13 protein-coding genes and 3 pseudogenes are annotated in these 15,747 nt (G+C 38.7%); 3 read left to right on the forward strand and 13 right to left on the reverse strand.

What is annotated here, in order from left to right; all coding sequences use genetic code 11:
- Nucleotides 1–74 precede the first annotated feature (74 nt).
- From BHE89_RS16245 to ugpB, 4 genes and pseudogenes are all read right to left on the reverse strand, one after another.
- Nucleotides 75–1,176: pseudogene (locus BHE89_RS16245) on the reverse strand (sn-glycerol-3-phosphate import ATP-binding protein UgpC).
- A 1-nt stretch (nt 1,177) separates the two neighbouring features.
- A pseudogene (gene ugpE, locus BHE89_RS16250) lies at nt 1,178–2,025 on the reverse strand (sn-glycerol-3-phosphate ABC transporter permease UgpE).
- Nucleotides 2,025–2,909: a sn-glycerol-3-phosphate ABC transporter permease UgpA gene (ugpA, locus tag BHE89_RS16255; protein ID WP_069368394.1), complete on the reverse strand. Its 885-nt coding sequence runs from the start codon at nt 2,907–2,909 to the stop codon at nt 2,025–2,027. The pseudogene ugpE and the gene ugpA overlap by 1 nt, the downstream one beginning before the upstream one ends.
- 62 nt (nt 2,910–2,971) lie before the next feature.
- On the reverse strand, nt 2,972–4,279 hold the full coding sequence (gene ugpB, locus BHE89_RS16260) for a sn-glycerol-3-phosphate ABC transporter substrate-binding protein UgpB (RefSeq protein ID WP_069368393.1): 1,308 nt from the start codon (nt 4,277–4,279) through the stop codon (nt 2,972–2,974).
- A 174-nt stretch (nt 4,280–4,453) separates the two neighbouring features.
- On the opposite strand from ugpB, the gene BHE89_RS16265 reads away from it, so the two are divergent.
- Nucleotides 4,454–5,173, forward strand: coding sequence for a glycerophosphodiester phosphodiesterase family protein (locus tag BHE89_RS16265; RefSeq protein ID WP_069368392.1), 720 nt, complete (start codon nt 4,454–4,456; stop codon nt 5,171–5,173).
- Between the two features lie 323 nt (nt 5,174–5,496).
- Nucleotides 5,497–6,444: a carbamate kinase family protein gene (locus BHE89_RS16270; protein ID WP_069368391.1), complete on the forward strand. Its 948-nt coding sequence runs from the start codon at nt 5,497–5,499 to the stop codon at nt 6,442–6,444.
- Nucleotides 6,445–6,542: 98 nt separating this feature from the next.
- Here the strand turns inward: BHE89_RS16270 and BHE89_RS16275 are convergent, their stop codons facing one another.
- Entirely contained in the window at nt 6,543–7,733 is a 1,191-nt protein-coding gene (locus BHE89_RS16275; RefSeq protein WP_069368390.1) for a cyanate transporter, read from the reverse strand.
- A 381-nt stretch (nt 7,734–8,114) separates the two neighbouring features.
- Entirely contained in the window at nt 8,115–8,834 is a 720-nt protein-coding gene (locus tag BHE89_RS16280) for a hypothetical protein (protein ID WP_128860632.1), read from the reverse strand.
- Nucleotides 8,835–9,063: 229 nt separating this feature from the next.
- On the opposite strand from BHE89_RS16280, the gene BHE89_RS16285 reads away from it, so the two are divergent.
- Complete coding sequence (locus tag BHE89_RS16285; protein ID WP_286146227.1) at nt 9,064–9,450, forward strand: SMI1/KNR4 family protein; 387 nt, start codon at nt 9,064–9,066, stop codon at nt 9,448–9,450.
- Between the two features lie 200 nt (nt 9,451–9,650).
- On the opposite strand, the gene fis is transcribed toward BHE89_RS16285, so the two are convergent.
- The 7 genes and pseudogenes from fis to BHE89_RS26155 form a co-directional block, all read right to left on the reverse strand.
- Nucleotides 9,651–9,947, reverse strand: a complete 297-nt coding sequence (gene fis / locus BHE89_RS16290; RefSeq protein ID WP_004245342.1) for a DNA-binding transcriptional regulator Fis — start codon at nt 9,945–9,947, stop codon at nt 9,651–9,653.
- Between the two features lie 20 nt (nt 9,948–9,967).
- Nucleotides 9,968–10,939, reverse strand: a complete 972-nt coding sequence (gene dusB, locus BHE89_RS16295) for a tRNA dihydrouridine synthase DusB (protein WP_069368388.1) — start codon at nt 10,937–10,939, stop codon at nt 9,968–9,970.
- Nucleotides 10,940–11,260: 321 nt separating this feature from the next.
- Complete coding sequence (gene prmA / locus BHE89_RS16300) at nt 11,261–12,142, reverse strand: 50S ribosomal protein L11 methyltransferase (RefSeq protein ID WP_069368387.1); 882 nt, start codon at nt 12,140–12,142, stop codon at nt 11,261–11,263.
- Between the two features lie 23 nt (nt 12,143–12,165).
- Nucleotides 12,166–13,611, reverse strand: a complete 1,446-nt coding sequence (gene panF, locus BHE89_RS16305; protein ID WP_069368409.1) for a sodium/pantothenate symporter — start codon at nt 13,609–13,611, stop codon at nt 12,166–12,168.
- Entirely contained in the window at nt 13,601–13,849 is a 249-nt protein-coding gene (locus BHE89_RS16310; protein ID WP_069368386.1) for a YhdT family protein, read from the reverse strand. Before BHE89_RS16310 ends, panF begins: the two co-directional genes overlap by 11 nt.
- Nucleotides 13,850–14,146: 297 nt before the next feature.
- Nucleotides 14,147–15,217: a MalY/PatB family protein gene (locus BHE89_RS16315; protein ID WP_286146228.1), complete on the reverse strand. Its 1,071-nt coding sequence runs from the start codon at nt 15,215–15,217 to the stop codon at nt 14,147–14,149.
- 161 nt (nt 15,218–15,378) lie between these two features.
- Nucleotides 15,379–15,528: pseudogene (locus BHE89_RS26155) on the reverse strand (hypothetical protein); the annotation flags it as partial.
- Nucleotides 15,529–15,747 lie beyond the last annotated feature (219 nt).

Genomic DNA, 15,747 nt, shown 5'->3' on the forward strand with positions numbered 1-15,747 from the left:
TGGTAAATAAACAGCGATGTTTAAAACACCGCTATTCAGATTAAACTGAAAGTGAATAAAGTGATATCAAAGTCTTATGAAACCATTAATTCACTGATAAGCATCAAAGGGCGATTCATACGTTTCCCTGATTGTTGATTGAAAAAATGGAGATTTTCAGGATGAATCGTAAGGCCTATTTTATTGCCAATTTTCACGCCGTGGTCGTTTGGCGCACGAATAACAAGAGGTTGTTTTTGTTTATCGCACGTTGTGGCATAAATTAAAACATCTGCACCGAGAGCTTCAATAAATTCAACATCAACATGAAAAAGAGGATGTTGATGGCTAATCATTAAATGTTCAGGACGTAAACCTAATTTAATGGTTTGAGAAGAAAAATGCTGAGGTGAAACGGCAATATGCCCATCCGCGATTTCAATCACATTATAATTAATCGTGACATCTAAGATATTCATTGCTGGAGAACCCATAAATGTCGCCACAAACACAGAGGCTGGGCTTTCATAAATATCTAACGGCGTGCCTACTTGCTCTATATTTCCTTGATTTAAAACCACCAGTTTATCGGCTAATGTCATCGCTTCTACCTGATCGTGCGTTACATAAATCGATGTTGTGGAAAGTTTTCGCTGTAATTTTTTGATCTCCAAACGCATTTGAACCCGTAATTTAGCATCAAGATTAGAAAGGGGCTCATCAAATAAAAAAGACTTTAGGATCACGAACAATGGCTCTGCCCATCGCGACACGTTGACGTTGCCCACCTGACAGTTCTTTAGGTTTTCTATCAAGTAAATGGCTGATTTCAAGCATTTTAGCCGCATTTGTAACGAGCTCTTCAATCTTGGTTTTGGGTGTTTTTCGATTACGTAAACCATATGCCATATTGTTATAAACTGACATATGAGGATAAAGGGCATAGTTTTGAAACACCATGGCAATATCACGTTCACTAGGCTCATACTCATTAACCCGTAAATTATCAATAAATAAATCACCTTGTGTAATGGTTTCTAATCCTGCAATCATTCGTAGTAAAGTTGATTTACCACAACCACTTGGACCAACTAATACCACCATTTCACCTTGCTCAATAGAAAGATTTATTTTTGAAATGGCTTGATGGCCATTTGGGTAACACTTTTCTAAATTTGTGAGAGTGACGGTTGTCATGCTATTTCTCCGTATCAATAAAACCTTTAACAAAGGCGCTTTGCATCAAAATGACAATCAGGACGGGAGGCAACATTGCAATTAACGTGGTCGCCATGATCTTATTCCATTCAACAACACCATCAGAAACCGCAACCATCTGTTTAATGCCCATTACAATGGTGTAGTAGTGAGTATCTGTTGTGATCAACATTGGCCAAAGATATTGGTTCCAGCCATAAATAAAAGTGATAACAAATAGGGCGGCGATATTGGTGCGAGAAAGAGGAAGTAAAATAGTAAAAAAGAACTTAATAGGACAGCGCCATCAATTTTAGCAGCTTCAATTAATTCAGGAGTAATAGTAAGAAAAAATTGGCGAAATAAAAAAGTGGCTGTGGCGCTGGCAATTAATGGAATGGTTAAACCTGCGTAAGAATTCAACACATTGAGATCCGTAACTACCTCAAATGTCGGCATAATGCGGACTTCAACAGGCAACATCAACGTAAAAAAGATAGTCCAAAAGGCGAGCATTCTTCCCGGAAATCGAAAGAAAACGACGGCGTAGGCGGATAAAATCGAGATTGTTAATTTCCCTATGGTGATCACCACTGCCATAATCAATGAATTCAATAACATACTATTAATTGAAATGGCGCTATTTTGTGTGGTGCCTGCCTGTAAAAATACCGATTTAAAAATTGTCATGCCTTCAGTACCAAACCAAAGGGGAGAACCAGTGGCAAATTCGGTGTTTTGATGTGTTGTTGCCACAAGTGCAATCCAGATAGGGAACGCAACAGAAAGTATGCCGATAATAAGAATAAAATGGCAGAAAGCATGAAATAAAGGTCTACGTTCAACCATCAGTAAGCCACCTTTTTCTCAACATAACGAAATTGAATAATGGTTAATATCGCGACAATAAACATCAAAATAACGGATTGTGCGGCGGAAGAGCCTAAATCTAATCCGACGAAACCATCGTTATAGACTTTATAAACGAGCGTTGATGTACTACTCCCTGGACCACCTTGTGTCATCGCATGGATAATGGCAAACGTATCAAAAAAGGCATAAGCAAAATTAACCACAAGTAAGAAAAATGTAGTGGGAGAAATTAAAGGGAGACTGATAGTCATAAAGCGCTTAATAGGGCCACTACCATCGATAGCTGCGGCTTCTAAAAGAGATTTAGGGACAGATTGCAATGCGGCGAGGAAAAATAGAAAGTTATAACTCACTTGTTTCCATGTCGCTGTTAAGATCACCATCCACATAGCGTGATGTGTATTAAGTACAGGATCCCAATTAATGCCTATTTTTTTTAATTGTTGGCTTAATACACCAATCGTGGGATCAAGCATAAATAACCAAAGAAAACCCGCAATAACCGGCGCAATAGCATAGGGTGAAATTAATATAGTGCGATAAAAAAGTTTACCTCGCAAAATTTGCTCAGCAATGCCTGCCAAAACAAGTGCTAATAACATTGATAAAAATACGACACTGATACTGAAAAGAAGTGTCGTGACCAAGCTATCAAAGTAATAACGATTGCTAAAAAGTCGCTGGAAATTTTCAAAACCAACAAATTCTCGACTAAGCCCAAATGCATCTTCTAATTGAAATGACTGAAAGAAAGCTTGTCCAGCAGGCCAAATAAAAAAGATAAGCGTGATAGCTAATTGGGGGAAAATCAGCGCTAGTGGTAACCCTTTTTGTTTAAAATAAATGGATTGAGATGCCATACTATATCCAGTAAATCGATAAAAACAGAAGGCGAGCTATTTTGCTCGCCTAATCTAAGTGACTATTGCTGAGTACGTTCAAAACGGCGTAATTGCTCATTTCCACGTGTAACTGCATTATCTAACGCAACTTGAGCACTCTGTTTCCCTGACCAGACTTTCTCTAACTCTTCATCAACAATTTCTCGTGTTTGCAGAAAATTACCAAAACGTAATCCTTTTGAATTTGCGGTAGGCTCTGACGTTGTCATTTGTAATATTGCGGTATCAGCCCCAGGGTTTTTCTGATAAAAACCTTGCTGCTGTGTTAATGCATAAGCTGCTTTAGTGATTGGTAAATAACCTGTTGCTTGGTGCCAATCGGCTTGCACTTCAGGGCTTGAAAGATAGGTGAAGAATTTGGCAACGCCGTTATATTCGGCATCTGGGCGCCCTGACATAACCCATAACGATGCCCCGCCAATAAGCGTATTTGCTGGTTCTTGTACGAGAGTATCGTCGTAAGGCAATTGACTAACACCAATATCAAGACCTTTCATATTCTCTTTAATACCCGCAAAACCTGCGGATGATTCCATCACCATGGCACACTCTTGGGTATAAAAGAGAGGCATTGCATCCGATTGGCGTCCGCCATATTTGAAAATACCTGATTTAGACCAATCTGCCATTTGTTGAATATGCGCTACAAAAGGTGCTTTATTAAATAGAAACGTGGTATCAAAACCATCGAAGCCGTTATTTTTTGTCGCAATAGGTAAATTATTGCGCGCACCAAAGTTTTCGATTTGTGTCCATGATTGCCATGTGGTGGTAAATCCACATTTAACACCAGAATCGAGCAGTTTTTGAGATACGGCTTCCATCTCTTTCCATGTCTTTGGTGGCTGTTCTATTCCTGCTTTTTTAAAGAGGGCTTTATTGTAATAAAGTACAGGCGTGGAACTATTAAATGGCAGTGACATCATTTTGCCATCAGGAGTGGTGTAATAGCCTGTAACAGTAGAAAGATAGCGATTAGGATCAAAAGGTTCGTTGGTTTTTTCCATTAATTGATAAACAGGAAAAACAGCTTTTTTAGCTCCCATCATACTGGCTGTACCCACTTCGAATACTTGCACAATAGCAGGTTGGTTTTTAGCGCGAAATGAAGCCACAGCACTCGTCATTGTTTCAGCGTAAGTGCCTTTATAAACAGGCTTTATCTCATATTCAGATTGACTGGCATTAAAATCAGAGGCGATTTGATTGACTTTCTGACCGAGCGCACCCCCCATTGCATGCCACCATTCAATTTGTGTTTTTGCGTGTGTAGGAGAGGTAAATAACGCCATCGCAACAGCAAGACCTGTTATTGATTTTATCGACATGCAGAATTTCCTTTTTAATCGAAAGTTAAAGGTGCAATCTAATCTTCGAATTACCCTAAATGTTATTTATGACAAAGGGGTGACAATTAAATGAAGATATATTGATGGTATGACTGTCAAATTGCTGTCATAAATGGTTGTCATGATGTCGGCACAAATGAAAAGGAGAGAGAAATGAAGATAGCTGCTCACCGAGGTTTTTCTGGAAAAGCCCCTGAAAATACATTGGCTGCGTTTAAAATGGCGATTGATTTCGGGTGCGAATGGATTGAAACGGATGTGCAATTAACGGCGGATTATGTTCCAGTGCTTATTCATGATAAAACAGTGAATCGTTGCACGAATGGGCAAGGTGCTGTGCGTTTTCATACCTTAGATGATTTACATCGCCTTGATGCGGGAAGTTGGTTTAGTTCACTCTATCAAGGTGAGAAAATTCCTTCTTTAAGACAAGGATTGCAGCTAATTAAACGTTCAGGAACAAAGCTTAATATAGAGCTGAAAACATGGCCTGATGATGATGTTGAGCGTTTATGCTTAGCCGTTTCTGACATGATAAAAAGTGCAGATATTCCGAATGAGCAAATTTTATTTTCTTCTTTTGATACGCATGCACTTATCGTTATGAAACGATACCTGCCTTATATTCGCAGAGGCCAATTATGGGACGAGATCCCTGATAATGCGTTAGAAACACTAAACGCAATTGATGGTTTTAGTGTGCATTGTAATTACAAATATCTTACGCAAGAACAAGCCCAATTGTTAAAACAAGCAGGCTATGAAATTTATTGTTATACCCCTAATAATCCTGAAGAAGTGAAAGATTTTGAGCAATGGGGTGTTGATATGCTGATCACTGATATGCCTGATGTTTATCAAATAGCAAAATGAAAAAGCGCTAACTCTTCCTCGTACTTTTACTGAATAAGGCGTTATCGATATATTTGATAACGCTTTTTATCCTTTTCCTTTCAAATACTATTTACAGAAATTAAATAAGAGAAACGTTGAGTAATAGATGTTTTCTTTACATTCTCTGCTATTATCCTGCGCAATTAATGAATAGATATTGTTCAATACGGTAATGTTTATCTCATTAAAAATAAAAATGGGGAAAATGGTTAGCGAATATAGTGACCTTATCAATCCAGCCTCTAAGGGTAGAGGTGCGTTATTTCTACTTTAATTGCCAATAATATTATTGAGAGTGAAATATGAAAGAACTCGTTGTGGTTGCTATTGGAGGCAACAGTATTATTAAAGACAATGCTAGCCAGTCTATCGCTCATCAAGAACAAGCAGTACAAGAGGTTGCCGCCCATATTAGTGATATGGTGGCTGAAGGGTACAATATTGTATTAACTCATGGTAACGGGCCACAAGTTGGGCTTGATTTACGTCGCGCCGAAGTGGCACATGTGCAAGAAGGTTTACCATTAACACCATTAGCCAACTGTGTTGCTGATACACAAGGTGGTATTGGTTATTTAATACAACAAGCGTTAACGAATAAGCTTAGTGTTGAACAAAATACACAAGCAATTACCCTTATCACACAAGTTGAAGTTGATAAAAACGATCCCAATTTTATTTCTCCAACTAAGCCTATTGGTGCATTTTTCTCTGAACAAGAGATGGTGCAATTAAAGCAAGAAAATCCGCAATGGCACTTTGTTGAAGATTCTGGTCGTGGTTATCGTCGTGTAGTTGCCTCGCCCATTCCCCAACATGTTATTGAATCTAAGGCAATTAAGTCACTATCAGAGTGTGGTTATATCGTGATTGCTGTGGGGGGCGGTGGTATTCCAGTTATTAAAAATGAACATGGTAATTACCAAAGTGTTGATGCTGTTATTGATAAAGATCTGTCATCAACATTGCTCGCCAAAGAATTACATGCAGATATTCTTATCATCACCACAGGTGTTGAAAAAGTCTGTATTCATTTCGGCAAACCAGAACAAAAAGCGTTGGGTGAAACGACGGTTGCAGAAATGACACAATATATGCATGAAGGGCATTTTCCTCCAGGGAGTATGCTTCCTAAAATTGAAGCTAGCCTCTCATTTTTAGCTGCGGGTGGAAAAAGAGTTATTATCACAACGCCAGAAAAGTTAGCTTCTGCCTTAAAAGGTGAAACTGGAACACATATTGTTGCTTAATTATCTTTATCAGTAGTGTACGATTATTTCATTGATAAGCGCCTTATTTGTAAAAAGTAAGGCGCTTATTTTATGGGAGTCTTAAAGATAGGGAACTATTAAGTAGGATGATTAGCAGGATAGGCTTTTGCATAATGACGAGGATTTAATCTTGAAAATAATCCTATAGTCACAATCACTAAAATAGCATGGAATGCCCATGCATAAGTAAAGCTTCCATCCGACTGGCGTAATAGCACAGCAACTAATGGGCCAAACGCGGCAATAATAAACCCCCCGCCTTGCATTAAGGCTGATAGAGCTCCCGCTTGCGCTGGATCAGGAATATGATCCAGCGCGACAATCATCATCATGGAAAAACATCCACCTAAGCCACAACCTAAGAAAATACTCCAAAGATAAGGAGCACTCATTGGAATAATCATGATTGCGGCAAAACCGATAAATTGGCTTATTAATGTTACCGTAAGCCAAAAACGTCTATCGTGATTTTTAGCTGCTAAGAAAGGAATAATTAACGCGGCGGAGGCTTGGAAAAGGGAAAGGATGGCGACAAGTGAGCCACTTTGTGCGCTTGGCATTCCTAGTGATTGGTAGAAAGGTGCCAACCATGCCACAACAGAGGCGTAACCTGCATTAACACAACCAAAACCTAAAATAAGCAATCCTGTTCTAGGGCGCCAAATTAAGGTATTGAGTGATATTTTATTAGTAGAGGTGACACTGTTTTGAATTGAAAAAAGAATAGCGATAAAGGCAAAACCTGCGGGAAGCGCAAACCAAGCTAAAGCATTTTGCCACTGGCCATAATTTGCCGTAAGAAGAGGGGATAATTGCGCTCCGAGTGCACCACCTCCCATTAACATGGCGGAATATAGCCCCATCATAATAGGTGTTCGATTTCCAAACCATCCTTTAATAATGCCGGGAAATACCGCTTGAATATAGGCAACGCTTAAACCGCAAAAGAGGGCTGTCAGCAATAGTTGATTACCATCAGAAACATAAGCCCGAGAAAATGAGCCTATAAGAAGCATCAACATTGCGACTAAAAGTCCTTTACGTACTTGAATATAAGGCTGTAAGAACGGAACGATTAGTGCACCTACGCCCATTAAAAGCATGGGTAATAGCGTGAGTAACGAGACTTGGCTATAACTCATTCCTGTTGAAATAATAATATTGTCAATAACAGGGCCGGGGCTGGTTAAGAAAGGGCGTAAATTTATCCCAACTAGAATAATAGTGAGGATAATCTGCCATGTTTTTTTTCTTGGTAAGGCAGTCATTATAATTCTCTGATAAACATAAATATTGTCTATTGTATAGACAATATCTGTATAAACAAATGGCTATATTGAATATTTAAGTGTTATTTACAGTAAAGGGGGGCTAGGGTATCTGCATTATTGGGATGGAGAGGCGAGTGTTTCATTATTTTAAAAATAAAACTAATAAATCGCTTAGACAGCGTAAGAGATAGTGATGTGAAAAAGAGATTGGTATTACTAATGTTTTTCTATCTTATAAAAAGATAATGTTAATTTTAGTTTATTTATAAAGATAAACATTATCTCTTATTAAAGAAATGTTTATCTAAATCGATCTTGATACTAAGAATAGATAATTTTATGGATAAGTTTTTACCTCTATAACTTAGCTTCCACTGTTTAATTTGGCTTTTTAGGGTTAATTAATGTGAATTCATAGTGTTCAAAATGAGAAAGTACTTTTTTAAATTCAACTGTCGCTTTATCTAAATCCCATGATTTAGGGAAATAAAAACCATCAAAAGAAATATTTTCTAATCTGGCAATAAATTGATGGATAAATTCATCAAAACCCGCGTAAGTCAGTGCGATTTTGCCTGTCCAATCAATATGGAAAGTATTATTGGATTGACGTTGGAAAGTAATTTGATGCTTTGTACACTCATCATGCCCTAATAAATAAAGACTAAAAGCAGGGATTTCTGCGTATTCTTCATCCTCATCTTCATCACTATGGATTTGAGGGGCGATATCAACATTAAATTGATGAGTCACAAAGTTATCAAAATCGAAAGGCGCATTTCCTGTGTTGAGTAAAATACCTTGGTCGTCAGACCAATAAGTTGAGGAGAGTGTACAGCAGTGATAATTATCCCAGACAATTTGATCTTGCCAGTGTGCAAGGCTGGTATATTCTTGCTGATCATCTGATCCTTCATCATCACTATCAGCACAATAATCTTTACCCTCGCTTAAATAGTAATCGGCGCTTCTAAGGTGAAGATCAAACCAAAGTTGTCCATTTTTATCTAATCGACCAGACCAAACAAATTCTTTGATTGTATGAGGTTTAGGGTAAGCGCTATCAATAAAAGTAATGGTACGTAATGCTGTGGTCATGGTTTATGTTCTTTTTAATGTGAGTATTTTTATTCTAAAATACCATAAATTACATGATGTAATAGACTGCAAACAAGTGAGAAAGTAATGTTAATGGCATTAAATCAGCAACTACCTATTCCTTCTATCCCCCTATGAAAATGGAAAAGGAGAGAGATGGCCATTAATTGATGGCAAATACGCTTTTCCACAAGACTATATTGCGTTAATTACACAATATGGTTCAGGCGTGATAGCCGATTTTATAACGTTATTTAATCCCTTTAGTAAAAATGAGTATATTGATTTTTTTCAACAAAAAGTGTGGATCCTTGAAGATTTTAATTCATTAATCAATGACGATCCTGACTACTATACTTTTGTTCTGTATCCAAAAGGTAATGGGCTTTTACCTATTGGTATTACTGATAATGGCGATACTCTTTTTTGGGTTGTTTCATCTAATGATAGTAATTTATGGACCATGGCAATTATTCCATCTAGATCCTCTGAGGTAGAATTTATTGCAGAAAATCTAACAGGATTTTTAGACGGTGTATTATCAAAACGAATACGTTGTCAGTCATTTCCGACGGGGTTTCCATCAGAAAATATAACGTTTATTTCAAACTGTTGATAGGTTAATTGCCTATGGGTCATTGAGTGACTCGTTATGTCGTGGTAAGCCCAATAGGGTTGGACATACTAAAGCGAATAAACCTACTCAACATAATATATTTACTTTAGTGTTATAGAAAGCGTGTGAAAAAAACAAAAAAGCCTTTTCTGAAATACCCAGAAAAGGCTTTTTATAAAAATAGACCTAACTGACTAGGATCAGTTCATGCCGTATTTTTTCAGTTTCTTACGCAGTGTGCCGCGGTTAATGCCCATCATTTGCGCTGCACGCGTTTGGTTGCCACGGGTGTACTGCATTACCATGTCCAACAATGGCTGTTCAACTTCAGCCAATACTAGCTCATATAAGTCATTAACATCTTGACCGTTTAATTGAGCAAAATAGTTCTTCAGTGCTTGTTTAACTGAGTCACGTAAAGGTTTTTGGGTCACCTGATCTTGTGAATTTACGGTGGCAACTGTTAGTACGTCTGAATTTACGCGTTGTTCGAACATAGTTCTGTCAGCTCTTTTATTTATTTACGCAAAAAATTTTCGAAATATGCTTCCAACGCCTCCAGCTGTTCGCTGGCATCCTCTATGGCGTTGAAGGAGCGCCGAAACTGGTCATCAGGGGCATGTTCCTTGAGATACCAAGAGACATGCTTGCGTGCAATGCGAGTTCCTTTGCCTTGACCGTAAAAGTCGTGCAACTCACGCACATGCTTTTGCATTATTTGTTGTACCTCTGCAATCGGCAGAGGGGGCAACAACTCACCTGTGTCCAGATAGTGCTGGATTTCCCGAAAGATCCAGGGTCTTCCCTGAGCAGCGCGACCGATCATCAAAGCATCGGCTCCAGTGTAGTCTAATACTGCTCTGGCTTTTAGCGGGTCTGTTATGTCTCCATTCGCAATAATGGGAATAGAAACACTCTGCTTAACTGTCCGAATGCTGTCGTATTCGGCTTCCCCTTTGAACAAACACTCGCGTGTACGCCCATGAATAGTGAGAGCCTGAATACCACAACGTTCAGCCAATTTGGCAATCTCTACACAGTTACGTTCATCAGGTGACCAGCCAGTACGGATCTTGAGAGTAACAGGAACATCTACCGCGTTAACCACAGCAGAGAGGATCTCTGCGACAAGGTCGGGATGACGAAGTAATGCTGAACCCGCTAGCTTTTTATTCACCTTTTTTGCAGGGCAACCCATGTTAATGTCGATAATTTGAGCGCCACTATCTGCGTTTATTTTCGCAGCAGCCGCCATATCAACGGGATCACTTCCTGCAATTTGTACGGAGCGGATCCCTAATTCATCACTGTGTACCATTCGTAATCGTGACTTGTCTGTCTGCCAAACCTGAGGATTGGAAGAAAGCATTTCAGAAACTGTCATACCCGCACCCATATCATAGCAAAGTGACCGAAAAGGTCGGTCTGTAACGCCAGCCATGGGAGCCGCGATAAGGCAATTTTTTAACTGATACTGTCCGATTCGCATAGATGAAAAGAGGGCCAAACTGTGACTGCAAGGGCGCGTATATTACGCATTTTTTGCCAGATATGAAAGGACAAAGTTTAACCAAATTGCGAAAAAAAGTTACTTGTTTACACTTGATTTTTTATAAATTGATTATTTAACCAATAAAAACATAATGTTATGTTTTTCTAAAAAATTAAAAATTGACGCTATTGAATTGATAAACAAGCGGAACTCAGTAAAGTTTATCAGGCAAAAATGTGATTAATGCCTGATAAACAATAATTAAGTGAAATTTTAACGTAATAAGATTATCTCATTTTGGTTAATATTTGTTCACTGTTATTTTTTCACACCGGTAATACGACACCACTCTTCTTTTTCAGCAACAGGATCTAAGCTAAATAGTCCTTCATAGGCTGCCGCTACCCCTTCTGCTTGTGTCGCTAACACCCCAGAAAGACCTAGGTGTCCACCTTGACGCGGCAGTGTACTGATCACTGGCGCAAGCTCACGTAATGGACCTGCTAAAATATTCGCGACGACGACATCAGCACTGAGGTTATCTGGCTGGTCTTTTGCAAGATAGAGTGTGAGTGCGTCAGAAACGCCATTACGCTGTGCATTATCACGACTCGCTTGAATAGCCTGAGGATCGATATCAATACCAATCGCTCTTGCTGCACCCAGTTTTAATGCCGCAATCGCTAAAATGCCAGAACCACAACCGAAGTCGATAACCGTTTTACCTGCTAAATCCAAACCATCAAGCCACTGAAGGCACAATGAGGTAGTAGGGTGGGTACCAGTACCAAACGCAAGACCAGGGTCTAGCATGACGTTTACGGCGTTAGGATCTGGCACTTCACGCCAGCTTGGGCAAATCCATAAACGCTCGCCGAAACGCATCGGGTGGAAGTTGTCCATCCATTCACGTTCCCAATCTTTATCTTCCAGTTGCTCAACTTTGTGCAGGAAGCCTTGACCGAGTAATGGCGTATTCTCTAACATCGCCACAACGATTTTCATGTCAGTTTCTGCATCATATAAACCGATAACATCAGTATCACCCCAAAGACGAGTTTCACCCGGTAAAGGTTCAAAAATAGGGGTATCGTGACTATCTTGGAAAGTCACTGAAACGGCACCGCTTTCAACCAATTCATCACCAATAGCTTCTGCATTAGCGGCGGTTGCATTAAGTCTTAATTGTATCCAAGGCATAATTAGTCTCTTTAAAAACGTATTCACTGTAATGATGCTGATTGGGGCAGAGTATGCTCTCCAAATCGATTAGCCACAAGAAATGCGACTAAGCTCAATAACAGGGATGGAATAATAGGGTGGAATCCAGCTATCTGAATATTAAAAGTTGCGAGGGTGGCATAGAGTATGGCGCCGGTGATCATGCCCGCAATAGCACCATAACGATTCGCTTTTTCCCAATAAAGCCCAAGAACTAAAGGCCATAAGAAAACAGCTTGTAGGCCACCAAAAGCAAGTAAGTTAAGCCAAATGATCATTGAGGGTGGGTTCCATGCCGCAAACAGCAGTAAGATACCTAAAATCAAGGTTGAAAGGCTTGATAAACGAGAGATACGCTTCTCATTCGTGATTGCATGCGGAGCGATATTGAGATAGAGATCTTTGACCAAGGTTGCTGATGATTGTAACAGTTGTGCATTTATCGTCGACATAATGGCAGCCATAGGTGCAGCAAGGAAAATACCCGCCGCAATAGGTGGCAATACTTCAACCATTAATGTTGGAATAACTTGATCAGGCACAGTCAGATCAGGAATGATAGCCCGACCCAATGCGCCAGCAAAGTGCATACCAAACATTAATAATGACATGACGATTGTGCCGATTATGATCCCTTTATGCATGGCTTTACTGTCTTTGTAAGAAATACAACGTACCGCTGTATGTGGCAAGCCAATAACACCAAAACAGACAAGTACCCAGAATGATGCCATAAACGGACCACTTAAAATTCCATCAGCACCTTGGGGAGAGATTAATGCAGGATCGAGGGTATTAAGCTTTTGTATCGCGACATCTAATCCACCTGCTTTATAGATAATGGCAAACAAAAGAATAAAGGTACCAAGCAGCATCACAAGACCTTGTAAGGCATCGTTTAATACGCTGGCTCTAAATCCGCCAATTGCCGTATATAGCGCAATAGAGATCCCAAAGATCAGCAAGCCGAATTCATAAGGAATGCCTGCTGCAGTTTCTAATAAGCGTGCTCCGCCAATAAATTGCACTGTCATAGCACCGACAAAAGCGACTAACAGGCTTAAACTGGCGAACCAGACGAGGAAACGGCTTTTGTAGCGAGCATAGAGCATGTCATTTAAGGTCACTGCATTATAACGGCGCGCTAAAATGGCAAATTTTTTCCCTAAAACACCCAATGAGAGCCAGATAGCGGGAAGTTGGATCATTGAAAGTAATACCCAACCAATGCCATATTTATAGGCAGCCCCCGGTCCGCCAATAAAGGAGCTTGCACTGACATAAGTTGCAGTGATAGTCATGGCTAGTACGAAGCCACCCATGGAGCGGTTACCAAGAAAATATTCGTTAAGAAACTCACCTTTTTCGCGCTTACGGTAAGCATAAGCTGACAGCAGAAAGACCAGCAGAAGGTAGCCAATCAGTGGCACTATGACCTCAGTTTGCATCGTCATGCTTATCTCCTAACGGCATATCTTTGAAAAAGTAGCGCACCATCAGATAGCACAACAGAAAAAACAAAACAGGTAGAAATAAGCATGAGAGCTCAAACCAAATGGGTAAACCCGTAATGCCGAGTGTGTTATCAGGTAAATAGGCGGTAATTAACCAACCCAACAAATATATAAAAGTTAAAATTAGGGCCCAAAGGGCTTCTTTGTGGGCCTGAACAAAACGTTTGTCCATCTGTTCTCCCAATTTTAATAGGGTTAAAAATGATGGGAGGATTGTACGGGAAAGTGAGTATTGATTCAGTGAAAATTAATCACAAAGTCATGATGGAGTACTAAAAATGAATTATCTTGTTGTTTTAAAAGGATTAGTGATGGGCTTGTCTATTAATCAAGAGATAAAATGTTGAAATAATCATCCTAAATAAAATGTTTGAGACAATTGAAATAGGAAAAAAGAAGAGCAAACACGGAAATCAATTGATCAAATGTAGTGCTCTTCTTGGCTTTTACTCATCTCATAAATTAAAAATTAAAGGGCATTTTTTATTCTTTCTAAACCTTCTTTGAGAATGGCACGAGGGCAAGCAAGGTTAATACGGATATAGTTATCTCCATTACTTACAAACATATTTCCACCTTCTAATAAAATGCCTGTCTTATTGGCAAAATAGAGTGAAAGTTGTTGGTTATCGATATCTTTAGGTAAATAATCTGCCAAATTAATCCATGCTAAATAGGTCGAATCAGGTATTTTAAAGTTTGCTTTTGGAAAATGAGTTTGAGTAAATTCTTGTACCAATTTAAAATTATCATCAAGATAGCTTCTTAGTGCTTTTAGCCATTCATCACATTGAGAATAAGCTGCTTTTGTGGCAACTAAACTTAATGGTGAAATAAAGTCATCATAAAGGCGAAGCCACTCTTTTTTGACTTCTTCATTTTTAATAAAAATATGAGACGTTAAATTACCGGCAAGATTAAATGTCTTACTTGGTGCCATACAGGTAACCATTTTCTCATAATGAGGGAAGAGTTTAGCAATAGGTATGTGTGTCACACCGTTACGTAATAAATCACAATGTATTTCATCTGATATTATCCAAATATCATTTTCAACACAGAGTTTTCCCATCTTAATTAGCTCTTCTTTTGTCCACACTTTACCGGTTGGGTTTTGAGGATTACATAAAATAAAAAGCTTAATATTGAGCGAGTTATCTTTAATTTTGCGTTCCATATCGGCAAAATCGACAGCGTACTCACCGTTTTTTTCTAATAAATCAGAGTAGAGCACTTGGCGAGAGTTATAATCACCTGCTTGTTTAAAGGGCGTATAAGAAGGTGTTTGAATAAGGATACTTTCATCTTCTTTTATTAATAAAGGCACTAGGCGATTTAATGCAGGAATAATACCTGGTGATAATACGATTTCATGCGGATCAATTTCCCAATCATAATGTCTTTGGCACCAATCTTTAAATATTTGGTAATACTCTCCATCATACACTTTGGTATAACCCAATATTTTTCTATCAAGGCGTGCCTTAATGGCATCAAGAATTTCAGGCGGAGTAGAGAAGTCCATATCCGCGACCCACATTCTAATAAACTCATTATCAGCAAAGGTAAATTGCGTGTCTTTATCTGCTTTAAAAATATATTGGCGCCAACCATCATAATTTAAAGCATCGGTATTTTTTTCTATCTATAATTTCGTCAAAGTTATATTTCATGGTTAAGCCTTTAATATATCTAATTTAATTACATAAATTTTAAGAAAGGAGAAATACAAAGTAGGATGCCTGTAAAGATAATTAAATGCAGTGATCCACCTTTATAACGGTGTAATGAAGGTACTTTGTAAACTAAATAAGCAGGAATAAGACAACCCACAATTCCGAAAATAGGGCTTTCTGATTAATGTTTTCTGTGGCAATCGCCAGTGCATAATTTTTTCATTCTTCTTTTGAGAGAGAGGCCCTATCAACTTTTTGTTTTAATAAGGTCATACATGTAATCCCATGTGAAAGTAATATTTATAGTATTTGTTTTGTTAAATTTATTTTTGGAGCATGATTTTTTAATCATTTTTGTATTAGTTGAATAACAATACTTCGAGAATAATTTTAG

Source organism: Shigella sp. FC1967, assembly GCF_001743005.1.
GTDB lineage: Bacteria > Pseudomonadota > Gammaproteobacteria > Enterobacterales > Enterobacteriaceae > Proteus.

Excerpts from the sequence above, each read along its gene's own strand:
- BHE89_RS16275 (WP_069368390.1), bottom strand. The coding sequence starts at position 7,733 with ATGACTGCCTTACCAAGAAAAAAAACATGGCAGATTATCCTCACTATT.
- ugpA (WP_069368394.1), bottom strand. The coding sequence starts at position 2,909 with ATGGCATCTCAATCCATTTATTTTAAACAAAAAGGGTTACCACTAGCG.
- ugpB (WP_069368393.1), bottom strand. The coding sequence starts at position 4,279 with ATGTCGATAAAATCAATAACAGGTCTTGCTGTTGCGATGGCGTTATTT.
- panF (WP_069368409.1), bottom strand. The coding sequence starts at position 13,611 with ATGCAAACTGAGGTCATAGTGCCACTGATTGGCTACCTTCTGCTGGTC.
- BHE89_RS16265 (WP_069368392.1), top strand. The coding sequence starts at position 4,454 with ATGAAGATAGCTGCTCACCGAGGTTTTTCTGGAAAAGCCCCTGAAAAT.
- BHE89_RS16315 (WP_286146228.1), bottom strand. The coding sequence starts at position 15,217 with ATGTGGGTCGCGGATATGGACTTCTCTACTCCGCCTGAAATTCTTGAT.
- prmA (WP_069368387.1), bottom strand. The coding sequence starts at position 12,142 with ATGCCTTGGATACAATTAAGACTTAATGCAACCGCCGCTAATGCAGAA.
- fis (WP_004245342.1), bottom strand. The coding sequence starts at position 9,947 with ATGTTCGAACAACGCGTAAATTCAGACGTACTAACAGTTGCCACCGTA.
- BHE89_RS16310 (WP_069368386.1), bottom strand. The coding sequence starts at position 13,849 with ATGGACAAACGTTTTGTTCAGGCCCACAAAGAAGCCCTTTGGGCCCTA.
- BHE89_RS16270 (WP_069368391.1), top strand. The coding sequence starts at position 5,497 with ATGAAAGAACTCGTTGTGGTTGCTATTGGAGGCAACAGTATTATTAAA.
- BHE89_RS16280 (WP_128860632.1), bottom strand. The coding sequence starts at position 8,834 with ATGACCACAGCATTACGTACCATTACTTTTATTGATAGCGCTTACCCT.
- dusB (WP_069368388.1), bottom strand. The coding sequence starts at position 10,939 with ATGCGAATCGGACAGTATCAGTTAAAAAATTGCCTTATCGCGGCTCCC.